20 protein-coding genes are annotated in these 14,739 nt (G+C 50.2%); 1 reads left to right on the forward strand and 19 read right to left on the reverse strand.

Annotation, left to right across the window (positions count from 1 at the left end; all coding sequences use genetic code 11):
- Positions 1–168: 168 nt before the first annotated feature.
- The 5 genes from McpAg1_RS04715 to McpAg1_RS04735 all read right to left on the reverse strand — a co-directional run bounded on the left by McpAg1_RS04715 (position 169) and on the right by McpAg1_RS04735 (position 4,743).
- Entirely contained in the window at positions 169–984 is an 816-nt protein-coding gene (locus tag McpAg1_RS04715; protein WP_338094143.1) for a hypothetical protein, read from the reverse strand.
- A gap of 193 nt (positions 985–1,177) precedes the next feature.
- On the reverse strand, positions 1,178–1,885 hold the full coding sequence (locus McpAg1_RS04720; protein WP_338094144.1) for a glycosyltransferase family 2 protein: 708 nt from the start codon (positions 1,883–1,885) through the stop codon (positions 1,178–1,180).
- Positions 1,882–2,856 carry a glycosyltransferase family 4 protein gene (locus tag McpAg1_RS04725; RefSeq protein ID WP_338094145.1) on the reverse strand — a complete coding sequence of 325 codons (975 nt, stop codon included), beginning with the start codon at positions 2,854–2,856 and terminating at the stop codon, positions 1,882–1,884. The genes McpAg1_RS04720 and McpAg1_RS04725 overlap by 4 nt, the downstream gene beginning before the upstream one ends.
- Positions 2,853–4,166, reverse strand: coding sequence for a protoporphyrinogen/coproporphyrinogen oxidase (locus McpAg1_RS04730; protein WP_338094146.1), 1,314 nt, complete (start codon positions 4,164–4,166; stop codon positions 2,853–2,855). The genes McpAg1_RS04725 and McpAg1_RS04730 overlap by 4 nt, the downstream gene beginning before the upstream one ends.
- A 172-nt stretch (positions 4,167–4,338) precedes the next feature.
- Entirely contained in the window at positions 4,339–4,743 is a 405-nt protein-coding gene (locus McpAg1_RS04735; RefSeq protein ID WP_338094147.1) for an arsenate-mycothiol transferase ArsC, read from the reverse strand.
- A gap of 146 nt (positions 4,744–4,889) precedes the next feature.
- On the opposite strand from McpAg1_RS04735, the gene McpAg1_RS04740 reads away from it, so the two are divergent.
- The gene (locus tag McpAg1_RS04740; RefSeq protein WP_338094148.1) at positions 4,890–5,801 is read left to right on the forward strand and encodes a PEGA domain-containing protein; all 912 of its coding nucleotides are present in this window, start codon (positions 4,890–4,892) and stop codon (positions 5,799–5,801) included.
- A gap of 428 nt (positions 5,802–6,229) precedes the next feature.
- On the opposite strand, the gene McpAg1_RS04745 is transcribed toward McpAg1_RS04740, so the two are convergent.
- From McpAg1_RS04745 to McpAg1_RS04810, 14 genes are read right to left on the reverse strand one after another with little or no spacing between them, the layout of a single operon-like run.
- On the reverse strand, positions 6,230–6,739 hold the full coding sequence (locus McpAg1_RS04745; RefSeq protein WP_338094149.1) for a 4Fe-4S dicluster domain-containing protein: 510 nt from the start codon (positions 6,737–6,739) through the stop codon (positions 6,230–6,232).
- A 2-nt stretch (positions 6,740–6,741) separates the two neighbouring features.
- Positions 6,742–7,743: a respiratory chain complex I subunit 1 family protein gene (locus McpAg1_RS04750; RefSeq protein ID WP_338094150.1), complete on the reverse strand. Its 1,002-nt coding sequence runs from the start codon at positions 7,741–7,743 to the stop codon at positions 6,742–6,744.
- Entirely contained in the window at positions 7,740–8,966 is a 1,227-nt protein-coding gene (locus McpAg1_RS04755; RefSeq protein ID WP_338094151.1) for a hydrogenase large subunit, read from the reverse strand. The genes McpAg1_RS04750 and McpAg1_RS04755 overlap by 4 nt, the downstream gene beginning before the upstream one ends.
- 1 nt (position 8,967) lies before the next feature.
- Positions 8,968–9,558 carry an NADH-quinone oxidoreductase subunit C gene (locus McpAg1_RS04760; protein WP_338094152.1) on the reverse strand — a complete coding sequence of 197 codons (591 nt, stop codon included), beginning with the start codon at positions 9,556–9,558 and terminating at the stop codon, positions 8,968–8,970.
- Positions 9,555–9,992, reverse strand: coding sequence for an NADH-quinone oxidoreductase subunit B family protein (locus McpAg1_RS04765; protein WP_338094153.1), 438 nt, complete (start codon positions 9,990–9,992; stop codon positions 9,555–9,557). Before McpAg1_RS04765 ends, McpAg1_RS04760 begins: the two co-directional genes overlap by 4 nt.
- Positions 9,989–10,327 carry a membrane-bound hydrogenase complex subunit MbhI gene (gene mbhI, locus McpAg1_RS04770; RefSeq protein ID WP_338094154.1) on the reverse strand — a complete coding sequence of 113 codons (339 nt, stop codon included), beginning with the start codon at positions 10,325–10,327 and terminating at the stop codon, positions 9,989–9,991. Before mbhI ends, McpAg1_RS04765 begins: the two co-directional genes overlap by 4 nt.
- A complete protein-coding gene (locus tag McpAg1_RS04775) occupies positions 10,324–11,901 on the reverse strand; it encodes a proton-conducting transporter transmembrane domain-containing protein (RefSeq protein ID WP_338094155.1) in 1,578 nt (525 codons plus the stop codon). Before McpAg1_RS04775 ends, mbhI begins: the two co-directional genes overlap by 4 nt.
- Positions 11,898–12,245 (reverse strand): sodium:proton antiporter, encoded by a 348-nt coding sequence (locus McpAg1_RS04780; RefSeq protein WP_338094156.1) that lies wholly within the window; start codon positions 12,243–12,245, stop codon positions 11,898–11,900. Before McpAg1_RS04780 ends, McpAg1_RS04775 begins: the two co-directional genes overlap by 4 nt.
- Positions 12,242–12,763 (reverse strand): Na(+)/H(+) antiporter subunit B, encoded by a 522-nt coding sequence (locus McpAg1_RS04785; protein ID WP_338094157.1) that lies wholly within the window; start codon positions 12,761–12,763, stop codon positions 12,242–12,244. The genes McpAg1_RS04780 and McpAg1_RS04785 overlap by 4 nt, the downstream gene beginning before the upstream one ends.
- Position 12,764: 1 nt before the next feature.
- A complete protein-coding gene (gene mbhE, locus McpAg1_RS04790; protein WP_338094158.1) occupies positions 12,765–13,040 on the reverse strand; it encodes a hydrogen gas-evolving membrane-bound hydrogenase subunit E in 276 nt (91 codons plus the stop codon).
- 1 nt (position 13,041) lies between these two features.
- Positions 13,042–13,308 carry a hydrogenase subunit MbhD domain-containing protein gene (locus tag McpAg1_RS04795; protein WP_338094159.1) on the reverse strand — a complete coding sequence of 89 codons (267 nt, stop codon included), beginning with the start codon at positions 13,306–13,308 and terminating at the stop codon, positions 13,042–13,044.
- Positions 13,305–13,682, reverse strand: coding sequence for a monovalent cation/H(+) antiporter subunit G (mnhG, locus tag McpAg1_RS04800; RefSeq protein ID WP_338094160.1), 378 nt, complete (start codon positions 13,680–13,682; stop codon positions 13,305–13,307). Before mnhG ends, McpAg1_RS04795 begins: the two co-directional genes overlap by 4 nt.
- The gene (locus McpAg1_RS04805; protein ID WP_338094161.1) at positions 13,679–13,945 is read right to left on the reverse strand and encodes a cation:proton antiporter; all 267 of its coding nucleotides are present in this window, start codon (positions 13,943–13,945) and stop codon (positions 13,679–13,681) included. Before McpAg1_RS04805 ends, mnhG begins: the two co-directional genes overlap by 4 nt.
- Positions 13,942–14,487 carry a Na+/H+ antiporter subunit E gene (locus McpAg1_RS04810; protein WP_338094162.1) on the reverse strand — a complete coding sequence of 182 codons (546 nt, stop codon included), beginning with the start codon at positions 14,485–14,487 and terminating at the stop codon, positions 13,942–13,944. Before McpAg1_RS04810 ends, McpAg1_RS04805 begins: the two co-directional genes overlap by 4 nt.
- Between the last annotated feature and the right edge of the window lie 252 nt (positions 14,488–14,739).

Genomic DNA, 14,739 nt, shown 5'->3' on the forward strand with positions numbered 1-14,739 from the left:
CTCGTGAGAAAAAAACGCCACGGATTCACACGGATTCCAAATTTGGAATCTGCGTGAATCTGTGGTTGATTTTTCCAAGTAAAGCCAACTCACCACTAATCAGTCTACATTTTTGTTTCGTGTGTTTCGTGTTTCAAAAAATCGCATCGCGTAACTCCCATAATGAAATCATGATTCATCGCCATCAAATGCAATTTTAATCAGAGATGGATCCAACTGAAATTTATCAAAATTATTGTTCATACAAAATCGATTATAGTCATTAATGAACCAGTGATGTTTTGCACGAACTCTCGCTGAAGAGATATCGGGTTTTGTGGGTAATTTGTCAAGAATTTCTTTATATGTATCTCTAAATTTCATCAGTTTGTTTTTTTTACCTGCTTGCATAGCAGGAGAGTCATCCTCATATTCTTCAAGCATCAGAGTCAAAAAATCCAGATAATATATTCCATCGAAATCCTGTTCAAATTTCAAAAATATTACGACCTCTGATTTGGAAGTTTGAACTTCGTGTATTAACTCATCAGTAATAATTACTCTTGGATAAATGGAAATATTTTGCTCCGCATTATATGCATCGACAAGCCCTTTACCCCAAATCATATCTGAATCAAGATAGACATCCCCACAAGCGATCGCTCCTCTAAACATCCACCCACGTTCTATTAACGCATAATATAAGAGATCACTCACTACCCCAGATATCCTGAACAACCCCTCAATGATATCAACAGGATCGGTTTTGTTCGTAGTTAATTCTTGGACAAATACAATGTTGTCTGAGAATATTTTAAATTGAACAGTCTGAAATTTTCGAAAATTTGGATTATTATCTTTTTGAAGTGCTATAACCTCATCATAGATCCCACGCATTTTATTCAGATTTTGTTCCTGTGAGTCGTCACCTAAAATAAGTTTAGTTGCCCCTAACAAATCCAAGAATGCAATTATACATTTTTTTGAATGAACTGGTTTACTCATAGTATTTTCTCCTTTGTACTAAAATCATCGAAGAACAGATCTCCTGATATGTCATATCCACACTCATCAAAAATTCGTTACCCGAATCGAATAACGATGACAGAAATAATTACGCCCTCACAACAGATAAAGAAAACGAACCATCCACGTGAAAAAAAGACAACAGAATCAAAAACGATTCTGCGGAAAAAAATTATTTCTTCCCGTACTCCTTTCCGGCGTACTGGTACTTCTCCGAAGTTCCCCCGTGCCTCACAATATACAGCCACTGGTAAATCGACTTCATCGCCCCAAACTCAATATACCGCCGCATCGAAAACCCGACCTTCAGATTCGTATCAAGCTTCACCTTTCCATACAGCTTCATCCGGCGGGCAATCTCAAAATCATCACCCGCATCAGCCGTAATATACATCCCGGCCTCCATAAACAGATCCTTCCGGAACGCAGTATTACAGCCGAGCGTCATATAGATAGTTCCCGTCCAGTAGCCGAGTCTTGACACAATATTGTATCCGAGAAGAGACAGCTTATGCTTAATTCCCGGCTCAAGCGGATACACAATTCCGTAAATTGTGGATGCATCAGGATATTTTTTGAAATCCGCAAGAACTTTCTCCAGCCAGTCGCGGGGGAGAAAACAGTCCGCATCAGTTGTCGCAAGAATATCGTACTTCGCAGCCATCGCACCATCATTTCGTGCGCCACCAACCTTCTTGCTCGTCTGAATAAACACCAGATCCGCATACTTCTCCGCAATCTCGCGGGTCTTATCCTTCGAGTTGCCGTCCACCACGATGATCTCGTATTGATCTCGCGGAAGCGTCTGATCACACAGACTCTGAAGGCATGCCTCCACGCCCTCCTCCTCATTAAATGTTGGAACTATAACAGAAATCATGCCAAAAGCCTCTCATACAAATCCACATGCATCTTTGCAATGCGATGAATATCAAACTGCTCAACCGACGCCCGGGACGTTGTTGCCGACCGCCGCCAGAGATCCTCGTCCCGAATCAGGGACTCAGCCTCCTCATTGTTCGAGAAAAATCCGCAGATGCCGGAGAACACCTCGCGGAACTCAGGCAGATCACGGGAGATAACCGGCAGACCGCTCGCAAGCCCCTCCAGAGCAACAATCGACATAATCTCGCCGTAGGAGGGCATGAACAACAGATCTGCTCCGCAGTAGACCGCCGTAATATCAGGAACAAAACCGGTGAAGATAACATTCGAGCCGGCCTTCGCCTTTCGTTCCTCAATCAGCTTGCGGTCGCTCGACAGCAACCCGTACGGATAACCGCCAACCCACACAAACGTGTACTCAGGCATCGTGTCTGCAATGTTCAGAAAATCATAGATTCCCTTTCGAGGGGTCTGCTGGGCAACAGTCAGAACAACCGGCCGGTCATCCGAAATTCCGAGGAACTCACGAAACTCACGACGCTTCTGATCTGACGGAGCAAAACTGGTCAGGTCCACGCCGTTTGGAATCATCGTTATCGGCATATCGGGAAGCATGTCCTGCACCTCGCGGGTACTTGGCGGCGTAATCGTTACGATGTGATCAAACTTCCGATAGATCGGCGGGTAAAAGCGATTGATGTAGGATGCTCCGGCAACATTGCCGGTGTTCAGACGAGGCGTTGAGTGAGCGGTCAGAATGCTGATGCCTTTGTTACGCATCCGGTTGAGATGGACGCCAGGCCCGAACGAGTGGTAGTGCGTGACATCCATCGAAGGACTTGAGCTGTTGTAGTAGGCCTCAACTCCCGGAACTGCGGCGATGCCTTTGTAGAGCATGCGGGCGAGGGTGGAACAGCCGATGTACTTGAACACCCAGTAGTCTTCAACGTAGATGTTGACCTTCATTGCCGGTTCACAAAGTCCAGAACGCTGCGAATGCAGCCGTCCATATTCAGATATTCAAACTGGGAGAATCTGCCGACGAGATCAACTCCGGCAGTTCCTTCCAGATAATTTCGAACGGTTTTGATATTTTGCAGATAGTCGAGGTCGTAGACAACGTAGGCGAACTTGAAGTGATCGACTGCGGCGTGAACGACATCAGCCTTGCCTGGAACGATGCCCATCCGAACGAGACCGTCAACCGTGTGAGAAACAAGTTCTGCATCGGTCATCTTGGAGATGTCGTCGCCTTCGTTGTAGGTGATCTCGGCGAGAACTGCGGCGCAGCCTTCAGGAGCTACGTGATGCGAGAAGTTGGAGGGGAAGGAGAGGCGGTTGAACATTCCCCATTCGTCTTCGGGGACGTACATCCATGAGATGTCTGGGGCAGTTCCTTTGAATCCTACGCTGATGCAGGCGATGGAGTTGTACCGGAGAGCGTCACAGGCGATCCTGACGGAGTCAGGAACACCTTCAAGCATCGGAAGAAGAATCTGTAAAGGAACAGTGGAGATGAACCGGTCTGCTGTGATGGTCTGTTTTCCGTTGCTGATCTCCCAGCCGTTCGCAGTCTTTTTGACGGTTGCTGCTTCGAAGTTGGTGATGATCTTGTTTTTGATCGGAGCAGCAATTGCGGTGACCAGGGATTCAATGCCGCCGTCTATTGGGTAGGAGAATACTGCCTGATGAGTGTATCCTTCGGTTTCGATGCCGATCGCGGATTTGATGATGTCGTCAACCGGCGGGCGGGGAACTCTGCCGTCCATCCAGTGTTTGGACATTTTTTCGGTCGGGTAGTTCCAGATCTTTTCATTGTAGGGAACAAGGTAGCACTCGGCGATTCCTTTGCCGAAGTTTGCATAGATCCAGTCGCGGAAGTTTTCCGGGACCGGGACTTCTCCTTTTTCAGTGGCGATGAGATTTTTGATGTACTCGCTGATGCAGAAGTAGAGGTCTTCTTTGGGCAGGTCGGCGAGGCCGTTTTCAAACGGGTATTTGATGTACCTGTGTTTATAGTAGATTTTGGTATTTCGGTTGCGGGTGTCCCGGTTGTCTTCGAGGACATCCTGCATGAATCCAAGGACTTCGGTGTCCTTGGAGAATATGATATGTGACCCGCCGGAATCAAAGGTAAATCCGTTGCGTGTTTCTGATTGACAGAGTCCGCCAATCTTTGTTTCTTTTTCAAGAACGGTTACGTCATCGCCGCGTTCCGCAAGGAGACGGGCGAGGGTGACACCGGTTAAGCCTCCGCCGAGAATTGCCCACTTCACGGTACTATAATGTGTGTTATAGGATTATACTCTTTATGATGATTTGGTGTTGCGGCGTTATTCATGAGCAGCCCACGGAAAAGCGGAATACACGGACATGTCACGGAAAAACATCACGGAGTAGACGAGAACATCACGGAAATGAATTATTTCGGATTTGGAAGAGATTGTGTCAAAGAATGTCTGAAAGTTCATCCAGCATCCACCAACGCAACTCGTCTCTCGTTCTGCGGTAGTCGGAGAGTTCATCTTCACCGATCCATGGTTCGGGAGATCGGATCGGATGAAAAAGTAATTTTTTTGTTTTGGGAAAATGATCTCTTGCTCCCCATGCATTTTCGCAGAGGACGATGATTACGTCATACGTTTGGTCCGGCAGTTCGGTGAGATGTTTTGCCTGCATCTCAGAACAGTCACATCCTGATTCTTCGAGGCACCGAACGACGTACGGAGAGATGTTTCCTCTGGCAACTCCTGCCGAACAGATGTTCCAGTCAGGATGAAGTTGTCTGCATACGCCTTCGGCGATCTGGGAGCGGACAGAGTTATAGGTGCAGATAAAGAGAACCAAAGGCATTGAAGAAGTATGTACTGCGGTCAATGATGAAATTGTTTACTGGAAAAAAGTGTAAAAAATCTCAGGTTTGAAGCCGTGCAGTCAGAAAATATATACACTCTCGAATGAAACAGAAAAACATATTCTCAAAAAATTGTGTGATTGGCATGAAATATACAAAAATCCTCATCGTTCTCCTCGCAGCAGTCCTTTTTGCCGCATGTCTCTGCGCGCCGGCAGCTGCCTGGCATTCAAATACCGATGCAAAAGTGTCCCCCACAGGCGTTCTGATGCCGGGCGACTCTGTGACTGCTGATGTAACCATCACCTATCTCCGCGGCACGACTGTGTACCGGCTGCCCCTCTCAACAAGTCTTTCCAATCAGCAGTGGACAGGTAAACTCACCCGTGATGACGGAACACTGATCACCGAGTTCCCTGCGGGAAAACGGTTCATTGACGGTTACTCGATCACCAAACTGCCGTATGAGGCAATTCTCACCGTGCATCTGGAAGGAACCGTGCCGGAGGGGACCGTTGGACAGGAGCTGACGATCATGAAGGTGGAGGAGATCACCAGCGGCAGCATTGTTGTTTCCACCTATGAAAAGAAGGCCGTGATCGGATCATCATCAGCTACGGCAACACCGACAGCGACCTCCACGGCAAGCGTAACACCAACGGCAACCCAGACTACAACGACCACGGCGACGCCAACAGCGACCGCAACACCGAAGCCAACTCCGTCAACTGCGACAGTTATCATCTCCTCAAATCCGTCAGGCTCTGATATCTTCATCGACAACAACTACAAAGGATTCACACCAACCACACAAACAGATGTCAACCCCGGAATGCATACGATTCTTCTGAAGAAGGAAGGCTATCTGGATGATGCACAGACGATGAGGTTTGATGCGGGCGTCACGTACGACATGAGCTTCACCCTCGCGCCCGAAGCAAAAGCATCCGAGGTAGTGATTGATCTCATCAAAGAGCATCCGACCGCTTCACTTGTCGTGGTGCTGATCTTTGTAGTCGGCGTTCTGATTCTGATCCTGCTCGTCAGAAGACGCTGAACTTTTTTTTTTATTTTTTATTTTTTTGATTCAGAAAAATTATCTGATGAAATTTATTTTTTCATATGGGAGTTACGCGGTGTGATTTCTGAAACGCGAATAACGCGAATAAAAAAATCGCCAATGGCGATTTTTAAAAAATTACCAAAATTATTTTTTTGAACATATCTATCCATTTAGAAATGTATAGGATTTTTTTATTTGTGCTATTCGTGTTATTCCGCGAAGCTGCGAGGCGGTGAACAGGTCGAAGCGACTCCTGAAAGGAGGAGTTGAACACGACGGGATGGCGTGTGGAAGGCATGCGATTCGCGTTTTGAAATATTCGCCATCGCACAACTCCTACTCAAGAAAAAAAATCATTTCATGACAGTGAATTCAACTGCCTCGAATTCGAGGCAATAAAAAAATAAAAAAAGAGTTCCTCTTTACTCTACAATCTGACTCTCGGCGAACCGGTCCTCAGTTGCGAGCAGGAACTCATTACTCATGGACAACGCATCCTTTGAACAGATATCGATGCACTGTCCGCAGAAGATACAGCTGGCAACATAAATCCGAATGCGTTTTTCCGTCTTCGTCTTCTCAGAGACATTGCCTTCAGCATCGGTCACCGAAATTTTCACCGGCGGATAAACCACCTGCTCAATCGCATGAGCAGGACAGACCTTCAGGCAAAGCCCGCATCCATTGCAGGCCGCTCTGTCGTAGACAATTTTTCCGCGGAATGCTTTCGGCTCTGCAACCGGCGGAGTAATTGTTGCTTTGCCGTTTGCAACATCTCCCAAAAATCCGGTGATGGATTTTGGCAGACGAACGGCAGGGAACAGATTCGTCACCGGCTTTTTCACGGACTGCACAAGGATCTCCTTGAGCATGGGAAGTGACCCGCGACGCGGGGAACGAGGCAAATTTTTGGTTTGCGACTGTTTTGCCATTCTCAGATCACCCCAAGCAGATATGCATCAGCCATCATCAGAATAATTGCAACAGCGCCAAGACCGCCCAGCACCAGCCAGTAGAGTCCCATCACCTGCGTAATTCTGAAACGTGCCATCATCGTCCGGACGACTGTGACTGAAACAACCGCGACGAAGATCACCTTCAAGACAAAGAAGATGAGATCCACGACGCCCGCGGCAACTCCGGTAAGACCAAGGAACGGCGAAAGATTCCAGGGCAGCAGGAGAATAATGCCGAACGCCGCCATCGCAACAGTCTTCACTGCCTGGGAAAGCGTGAAGAGACCAAGGTTTCTGCCTGAGTACTCAACAAGAATACCGCCGGCAAGCTCGGTCTCAGCTTCGGGCGAGTCGAACGGAATCTTCGACAGCTCTCCGGGCGTAACCCAGGCGAGCATCACGAGAAGCAGCAGGAGGGCAACAATGCCTAAAGGTCCCACAACATCCCATGCAGAAGTCTGCATCAGGGTCAGCATCGAGAACGGATCCGCAACGCCTGCGGCCATCAGCCGCCAGGCAATCGCAATCACTGCTGCTGCAAGCGGCAGTTCATACGCAATCATCGAAACCATCTCACGCTGGGCACCAACCGTTGCATATGGAGAACCGGATGCAAAACCGCCGATAACCAGAGCAAGTGAGGGGATGATCAGCAGATAGAGCACGAGGATAACATCGCCAAGCTCGCCGAGAATCGGAGCAAAGCTGCCGAACGGCAGATACATCAGAATCGCAATCGCTGATGCGAGGGCAACGATCGGCATGGCATTGAACAGCCAGGGGATCGCATTCGCCGGAATAATATTCTGCTTTGCAAACAGTTTGCGAACATCGGTGAACGGCTGAAGAAGCGGCGGGCCGATACGTGCCTGCATGCGGGCGACAATTCTCCGGTCGATTCCGGAAAGGATCAGACCAAACACAATTGCAAGGATCGCAAGAACAATGGTTCCGCCAATTGCTGCAAGAATTACATTCATTGTCTCATCCTCCGCGTTTTCTCATACGACAAACGGGTCAGCTCCTCTTTGGTGAAGATCTTTGTTCTGGATGCGTCAGCGTCCGTGACAGCCACACGATCAGTGCAGGAGAGACAGGGATCAACCGAAGCAACGATCACCGGAATGTCAGCAAGCTGGGCGCCTTTCAGGATCAGCGGCCAGACATGCAGGTTGCTGTAAGACGAAGCCTTCACTTTCCATGCGATCGGGGAGTCTGATTTGTCCATTGCAACATAATGCAGACATTCGCCGCGGGGAGCCTCATGGCGGCCGACAGCTTCGCCTTCGGCCTTCTTGCATGCGGCAAGAATTTTGGCAACTTTTTCTTCCCAGAGTGTCGGCCCCGCCGGCATGTTTGCAAGACACTGTTCAATGATTTCAATCGACTGGGCGATCTCAAAGATGCGGACAACGATCCTGTCATACGTATCGCCGTTCACTTCGCTGCCGTAAGCAGTGGGTAAAACCGGTTTGAGATCCAGATCTCCGTAAGCTGCATATGGATAATCTACACGAAGGTCAGCCGTGCAGCCCGAAGCTCTTGCGGTCGGACCGACCGTTGAGTAGGCCATGGCTTTTTCAAACGAAAGAAGTCCGGTTCCTTTACAGCGGGAACTGATCACCGCATCTTCGAGGAAGAGAGTCTTGAGTTTGCCGAACAGATCCTTGTAGTTGTTGAGACAGCGAAGGATCTGTTCATGCTGATCCTCGGTGATGTCGCGACGAACTCCTCCGATCTGGATGATGTCATAGTTCACGCGGTTGCCGGTGATGAGTTCGATTGCATCCATCGCCTCTTCGCGGACACGCCATGCAAGATAGAACAAGGTGTCAAATCCAAGTTCGTGTGCCGCAACTCCTGCCCAGAGCAGGTGGGACTGAATGCGTTCAAACTCTGCGATGATTGTTCTGACATAGTCTGCCCGTTCGGGAACCGTGATGTCTGCGATCTGTTCGACTGCCCGAGCGAATGCGAGCGAATGCGTCACGCCGCAGATACCGCAGATGCGGTCGGTTAAGTGAACAATCTGTACAGGATTTCTGGACAGACCCATCCACTCAATACCGCGGTGCGTCTGGCCGGGAGTGAAGTCGGCAGAGATTACCTCTTCACCGACAACCGTCAACTCGATGTGAACCGGCTCTTTTAACGCCGGGTGAATCGGGCCGACCGGCACGATGTAGGGTGCTTTCTTTGCCATGTTACTCATCCCCTCCGTCGAGCGGGGCGGGCGGCCTGTTTACAGGACGGCCGCATGCCCAGAGATCCTTTACCATTGAGTCGGGAATTTTTTTGTCGTCTTTGCGGAGCGGATACACACCGTTCGGGAAGTCCTGCGGCAGGAAGAACTTATGCGGAGCCGGTGCAAGGCCGTCAATAGTGATTCCCAGATACTCGGTCTTCTCATGTTCGGTAAATGCAGCGCCTTCGAGAATATCAGTAAGCGTCGGCAGGCGGGCATCGTTCTTTGGAAGATCCAAAGAGAAGATCACCATGTACTCTCCTCTCGCAACGCCGCCGTAGATCGAGAAGATGTACTGTATCCGAAGATCAGGCGAGTCTGCACCCTTGTCATATCCTGCAATGCAGGAGAGATGCGGATACCAGATCTTCATCAGCTCTTCAGCTGCTGCGTGAACCGCGTCTCGGCGGATCGTTATCCAGATATTGATGTTTTCAATTTTTTTGCTTCCTTCAGCCCGCCGTTGAATGCGGGTGTCAAGAATCGCCGAACCAAGGGCGGCGGTAAGTTGTGCCGTGACCTCTTCAGGCGAGAGAATTTTATCGGTCATGCCTCACCTCCTCCCTGTAATCGTTCAAGTTTTGCAATTGCGGTCACCACGCCCTGAATGATTGCCTCCGGACGCGGGGCGCATCCGGGGACGTAGACGTCGACAGGAATGATCTGATCGATCGGACCTGCAAGGTTGTAGGAGGTGCTGAACACACCGCCGGACTGACCACAGGTTCCAACAACCATCACCAGCTTCGGGCCGGGCATCTGGGCATACACGAGACGCAGGCGGTCCGCCATCTGATTGGTGACGGGACCAGTTACCAGTAACACGTCTGCATGACGCGGGGAGCCGACCAGTTTTACGCCGAAACGTTCGGGATCATAGCGTGGCGTAAGGGTTGCGACAATTTCAATGTCGCAGCCGTTACAGGACCCGCTGTTGAAGTGGAACACCCACAGCGACCGGTTCAGTGAAGTTGTCAGCTTCATAACAGAACCACCACCGCGAAGAGAACAACCACACCGATCAGGAACCATGAGACGTAATCGTTCACAATTCCTGAGTGAAGCGGGATGAGTTTGTCATAGTAGGACTTGAGAGCTGCGGTAAATCCCCAGTACATGTTGCCGGCACGAACGTGGACGGCGCCTTTTGCAGGCTCGGCATTACCGGAGAGGTAGGGCGAAGTCTGTTCGGTGTCCTCATCATAGTCTGACTCGCCGCATCTCCAGATTATCCAGGAGAAGAGGAGAGCGACAAGAATGACGCACAGCCACACGAGAGGATTCCATACGCCAAATCCTGTTGTAAGAGTTCCGATCATAATCCACCTCCAAGAACGGATGCAATATACTGACCCTGATTCAGCAGGGCATCAGCTGCCGGAGCGACCAGAGTATTTACGACGAGGTCAGGCACAAGACCGAACGCGACCACAAAGAATGCGAGAATTGCCATGCCGGCGAGCATTCGTTTTGGGACCTCGCGGACTTTTTCGTACTCGGGCAGTTGTGGGCCCATGAACACGGAGTGGAAGACCTTCATGAACGAAGCAAGCGTCAGGATACTTACGACCATGGCGATTACGGCGATTGCCGGATTGAACGCGAACGTTGATTCATAGATCATCAGCTTTGAGGCAAAACCGTTGAACGGCGGAATGCCTGCGATCGCAAGGGCACCGATTAAGAAGAAGATCATCGTCCACTTCATTTTGTGGCCGAGTCCTCCCATCTCGTTGAGATTCCACACGCCGGTACGGTAAATTACTGCACCAACCGCAAGGAACAGCAGTCCTTTGTACATCGCATGGTTGATGATGTGGAAGAGACCTCCTTCCATTGCCATCCTGCCGAATGCGTCGGTGAGTGCAATATCGCCGAGAACTGCGAGGGCAACGCCGACTCCAAGCAGCATGTATCCGGTCTGGGATACTGCGTGATACGAGAGCAGGCGTTTGATGTCCTTCTGCGGAATTGCCATCGTGACACCGATAAACATCGAGAGAACACCAAGGATGATGACGACCCAGCCGACAGTTTCTGAAGTGAACACATGTCCGTACACCGAGAAGAGAATACGAAACATTCCGTAGAGTCCTGCCTGGCTTGCGACGATCATGAGTGCAGTGATGCCGGACGGTGCAACCGAGTAGGCGTCGGGCGTTGCAAAGTGGAACGGTACTGCTCCTGCTTTGGTGCCGAGTCCTGCGATGAAGAGGACAAGTGCCAGAATGTTTAAGGATGTCAGTGTAAGCTGGGATGCAATCACCGCCATGTTCAGTGAGTTGTACTGGGCGTACAGCAGACCGATGGCAAAGAGAATCATCAGTGCGCCAACCGTGTTGACGATCAAATACTTCAGTGCCCCTTCTGCGGCAAGTCCGCCGTTGCGGTGGTACGCAATTAAGGCGGACGCGGCAAGAGAGTTGATCTCAAGGAACACAAAGAAGTTGAACATGTCGCCGGTTGAGACCATACCGAAGATACCTGCGGTGAGCAGGAGATAGAGGGCATAGAACTCTGAGCGGTAGCTTCTCTTGCTCTGCGAAAGGGTGAGGTAGAGAATTACTGCAAACGAAACGATCGCAGCAGATATCAGCATCAGTGCGCCGAACCCGTCGATCGTAAACAGAATGCGGATAGGAATTCCGCCCGAGTCGGCAGGAATCGTGCCGACGCCGGGAGCAGCGCCAAACACGTAGACGATTGTGCCTTTGGCGTACACCTGTGCCGCAAGAAGAATGGCAACGAGTGATGAGACAAAGGATGCGAGAATCACCCATGCGTCACGGATACTTGACAGGAATCTGCCGATGACCGGTGTTAAGAATGCGCCAAACAAGGGAACTGCGATCAGCAGTGCCGGAAGGTTTGCAAGAAGAACGTCAGCGTTCATTCTTTGAGCCTCCGCATCTCGTTCGCATTCACGGTTCCGTACTTCTTGTAGATCAGCATCACAAACGAGAGCATGAGTGCTGTTGTTGCAACGCCGATAACGATGTTTGTCAGAGTCAGCGCCTGAACGGTCGGCATGACCATCTCAACGCCCTCCGGAGCGCTGGTGAAGATTGGGGCAATGCCTCCTTCACGGTAGCCGAGGCTGACGAGGAAAAGGTTGACCGCTGCTTCAAGGATGCCAAGACCCATGATCATTTTGATCATGTTGCGTTTGAGGAGAACCATCGCAAAGCCGATGCCGATAAGAACAGCGACCGCGATGAACGGAAGGTTTGCGATCATGACTCATCCTCCGTCTGGGCAAAGCTGACAGTTTCAGTTTCGTCCTCTTCATTGAGTGACTCTTTGAGTCCTGCAAACATGTAGAGGAGAACAACCGACAGACCGCCGAAGACTTCGATACCAACCGCAAAGTTGAGCACCGGAATAATTCCTGCGGTGAAGAGGTCTCCTGCATTCACACCGTACTCGACCGGGTTGCCGAAGAGTCCGCCGCTTGCGTTCAGCCAGTTGAAGAAGAACGAAGACGCGAGCACGAGTCCGGCAAGGGCTGTGCAGATGAAGAGGATGAGACCTGCGGATTCAATGAGTTTGAAGTTTTTGGCCTCGATGAAATTTTCCATACACTCGCGGTAGTAGTAACAGACAAGAACAAGGGCAACGCCGGTGGCGATCACTGCTCCTCCCTGGAATCCTCCGCCCGGAGATATGTGGCCGTGAGCTACGACGTAGAAGCCGAAGATGAAGATGAACGGAATAAGCAGGCGTCCTGCTGATCTTCCGATAAGACCTGTTACCATGTTAGTGTCTCCTCCTGAAGAACATTGATACGCCTAAGACGGCGATGAAGAGAACGGTTGCTTCGCCAAGCGTGTCAAATCCACGGAAGTCGAAGACGATTGCGGTGACCGCATTGTTTGATCCAGTGTCAACCTGCGTGTGATCGATGTAGTACTGATCCGTGTTCGAAGTAAGCGGGTGGCCAAACGAGAGGCCGAACGCCGGCAACAGCAGGATCAGCGTTATTGCAATCACGAGGAAAATGGCAAGTTTTGGTGGTACCGAACAGCGTGCCATGTTATTCACTCTCCTCGCGGGTTGTTCCACGGATGGCAATGATGAGAATTGCAGTCGAGATTCCTGCACCAATGGCAGCTTCTGCGATTGCAACATCAGGTGCCTGCAGGATGAAGAACTCGAGAGCGAGCAGGAAACTGAATGCTGCAAATGCGATTGCTGCTGCGATGAGATCTTTGAGGAAAAAGACGGCGATCGCACAGAGAATCATTGCTGCAAGGAAGAGAATGTGTAAGATGACGTAGCTTGCAGGGAAGAGTTCGATCATTTTCGTGCCTCCTGCTGTGCGGTCATTTTGTGTTCGTCCTTTTTAAGGGCGTCCATCTGAATCTTCGGCGTGTTTCCCGAGCGGTATGCACTGCGGGCGATTGCATGGGTCGAGGTTGATGCGGTGACAACAACGATGATTAAGGCAAGCAGCACGTGTGCTCCGTAGTTGAACCATGCTTCGTCTCCTGCGGCATATAATGTGTATGCGTAGAGGAGGACGCCAAGTCCTGCGAAGAGGAGACCAAAGCTTCCAACCAGGCCTGCGGCATGGATTCTTGTGTAGAAGTCCGGGAACCGGAAGAGTCCAATAACACCGAGAACACTGAAGATTATGGATATGACGATGAAGAGGATGATGATTTCGTCAATCATTCGAGGTCACCTCTGATGAGTTTTGCGACATAGAGTGTTCCAACAAAGGAGAGCAGGGCGTACACGATTGCAACGTCGATGAAGCCCGGCTGGGCAAACCGAATCGAGAGGATGATCATGATGATGACAACGAGTGCGTTGATGACGTCAAGTGCGAGCATCCGGTCAGCGTTGGTCGGGCCCAGCCACATCCGAATTCCGCATGCGAAGATGAGGAGGACGAAGATGATTGAGGCTATCATGAAGATGTCAATGTCCATCATTCGGTGATCCTCCGAATCCATTTAACAAGGTTGAGTTTGGCAAAAATATTACCGGGTTCGCGGATTTCTGCCGGATCGTCACCGATGTCAAGGCAGTGGATGTAGAGTTCGCGGGTTTGTTCGTTGACGTCAACCGTGGCGGTTCCAGGCTGGAAGGTGATGGAGGTTGAGAGCAGGAGTGCTCCGGCATCAGTGCTGAGTCCGGGACTGAGTTTGATGATTCCGGGTCTGATGTTTTTGAGAGTAATGATCTTCCAGGCAACGGTGAGGTTGGCGATAATCAGTTCGATTACAAACGGAATGATATAGACTGCAAGCAGCAGCCAGCGAAGCGGGTTAGCCATGGCGTAGCGTTTGCCCTGCCAGAGTTTGAGACATAGCAGCCCGGTAATAATCGAAAGAATTAGCCCGATTACGAGCTCTGATACTGACCAGAGCAGGATTGAGTTGGTAGGGCCTGCGGAGCCGACAGATAATACAAGATAGATGATAAATGCGGCGATAGTTGCCGAGATGAAAGGGATGATGCTTTTTTTGGTCACGGGACTATCTCCTCCGTGAGGTTTGTGTTCAGCGATTTGTTCATACACACCTCCCCAAGACGGGGTTCGAGCAGGTCCGGTTTGGATCTGCATCTATTATAATAGAATGTTCATGCAATTAAGGTGTGTGTTCACAGAGGGGGTAGTGTTGTTGTTTGGGTTGCCTCTGAGTTTGTCTTTGAGTCGTCTCCGAGTTTGTCTATGAGCCGCCCACGGAAAAACGGAAGACGCGGAAGTCCACAGAAAAACATC

Source organism: Methanorbis furvi (assembly GCF_032714615.1).
Classification (GTDB): domain Archaea; phylum Halobacteriota; class Methanomicrobia; order Methanomicrobiales; family Methanocorpusculaceae; genus Methanocorpusculum; species Methanocorpusculum furvi.

Excerpts from the sequence above, each read along its gene's own strand:
- McpAg1_RS04755 (WP_338094151.1), bottom strand. The coding sequence starts at position 8,966 with ATGGCAAAGAAAGCACCCTACATCGTGCCGGTCGGCCCGATTCACCCG.
- McpAg1_RS04750 (WP_338094150.1), bottom strand. The coding sequence starts at position 7,743 with ATGAATGTAATTCTTGCAGCAATTGGCGGAACCATTGTTCTTGCGATC.
- McpAg1_RS04715 (WP_338094143.1), bottom strand. The coding sequence starts at position 984 with ATGAGTAAACCAGTTCATTCAAAAAAATGTATAATTGCATTCTTGGAT.
- McpAg1_RS04720 (WP_338094144.1), bottom strand. The coding sequence starts at position 1,885 with ATGATTTCTGTTATAGTTCCAACATTTAATGAGGAGGAGGGCGTGGAG.
- McpAg1_RS04740 (WP_338094148.1), top strand. The coding sequence starts at position 4,890 with ATGAAATATACAAAAATCCTCATCGTTCTCCTCGCAGCAGTCCTTTTT.
- McpAg1_RS04780 (WP_338094156.1), bottom strand. The coding sequence starts at position 12,245 with ATGATCGCAAACCTTCCGTTCATCGCGGTCGCTGTTCTTATCGGCATC.
- McpAg1_RS04735 (WP_338094147.1), bottom strand. The coding sequence starts at position 4,743 with ATGCCTTTGGTTCTCTTTATCTGCACCTATAACTCTGTCCGCTCCCAG.
- mbhI (WP_338094154.1), bottom strand. The coding sequence starts at position 10,327 with ATGATCGGAACTCTTACAACAGGATTTGGCGTATGGAATCCTCTCGTG.
- McpAg1_RS04765 (WP_338094153.1), bottom strand. The coding sequence starts at position 9,992 with ATGAAGCTGACAACTTCACTGAACCGGTCGCTGTGGGTGTTCCACTTC.
- McpAg1_RS04725 (WP_338094145.1), bottom strand. The coding sequence starts at position 2,856 with ATGAAGGTCAACATCTACGTTGAAGACTACTGGGTGTTCAAGTACATC.
- McpAg1_RS04745 (WP_338094149.1), bottom strand. The coding sequence starts at position 6,739 with ATGGCAAAACAGTCGCAAACCAAAAATTTGCCTCGTTCCCCGCGTCGC.
- mnhG (WP_338094160.1), bottom strand. The coding sequence starts at position 13,682 with ATGATTGACGAAATCATCATCCTCTTCATCGTCATATCCATAATCTTC.
- McpAg1_RS04805 (WP_338094161.1), bottom strand. The coding sequence starts at position 13,945 with ATGATGGACATTGACATCTTCATGATAGCCTCAATCATCTTCGTCCTC.
- McpAg1_RS04795 (WP_338094159.1), bottom strand. The coding sequence starts at position 13,308 with ATGATCGAACTCTTCCCTGCAAGCTACGTCATCTTACACATTCTCTTC.
- McpAg1_RS04785 (WP_338094157.1), bottom strand. The coding sequence starts at position 12,763 with ATGGTAACAGGTCTTATCGGAAGATCAGCAGGACGCCTGCTTATTCCG.
- mbhE (WP_338094158.1), bottom strand. The coding sequence starts at position 13,040 with ATGGCACGCTGTTCGGTACCACCAAAACTTGCCATTTTCCTCGTGATT.
- McpAg1_RS04760 (WP_338094152.1), bottom strand. The coding sequence starts at position 9,558 with ATGACCGATAAAATTCTCTCGCCTGAAGAGGTCACGGCACAACTTACC.
- McpAg1_RS04775 (WP_338094155.1), bottom strand. The coding sequence starts at position 11,901 with ATGAACGCTGACGTTCTTCTTGCAAACCTTCCGGCACTGCTGATCGCA.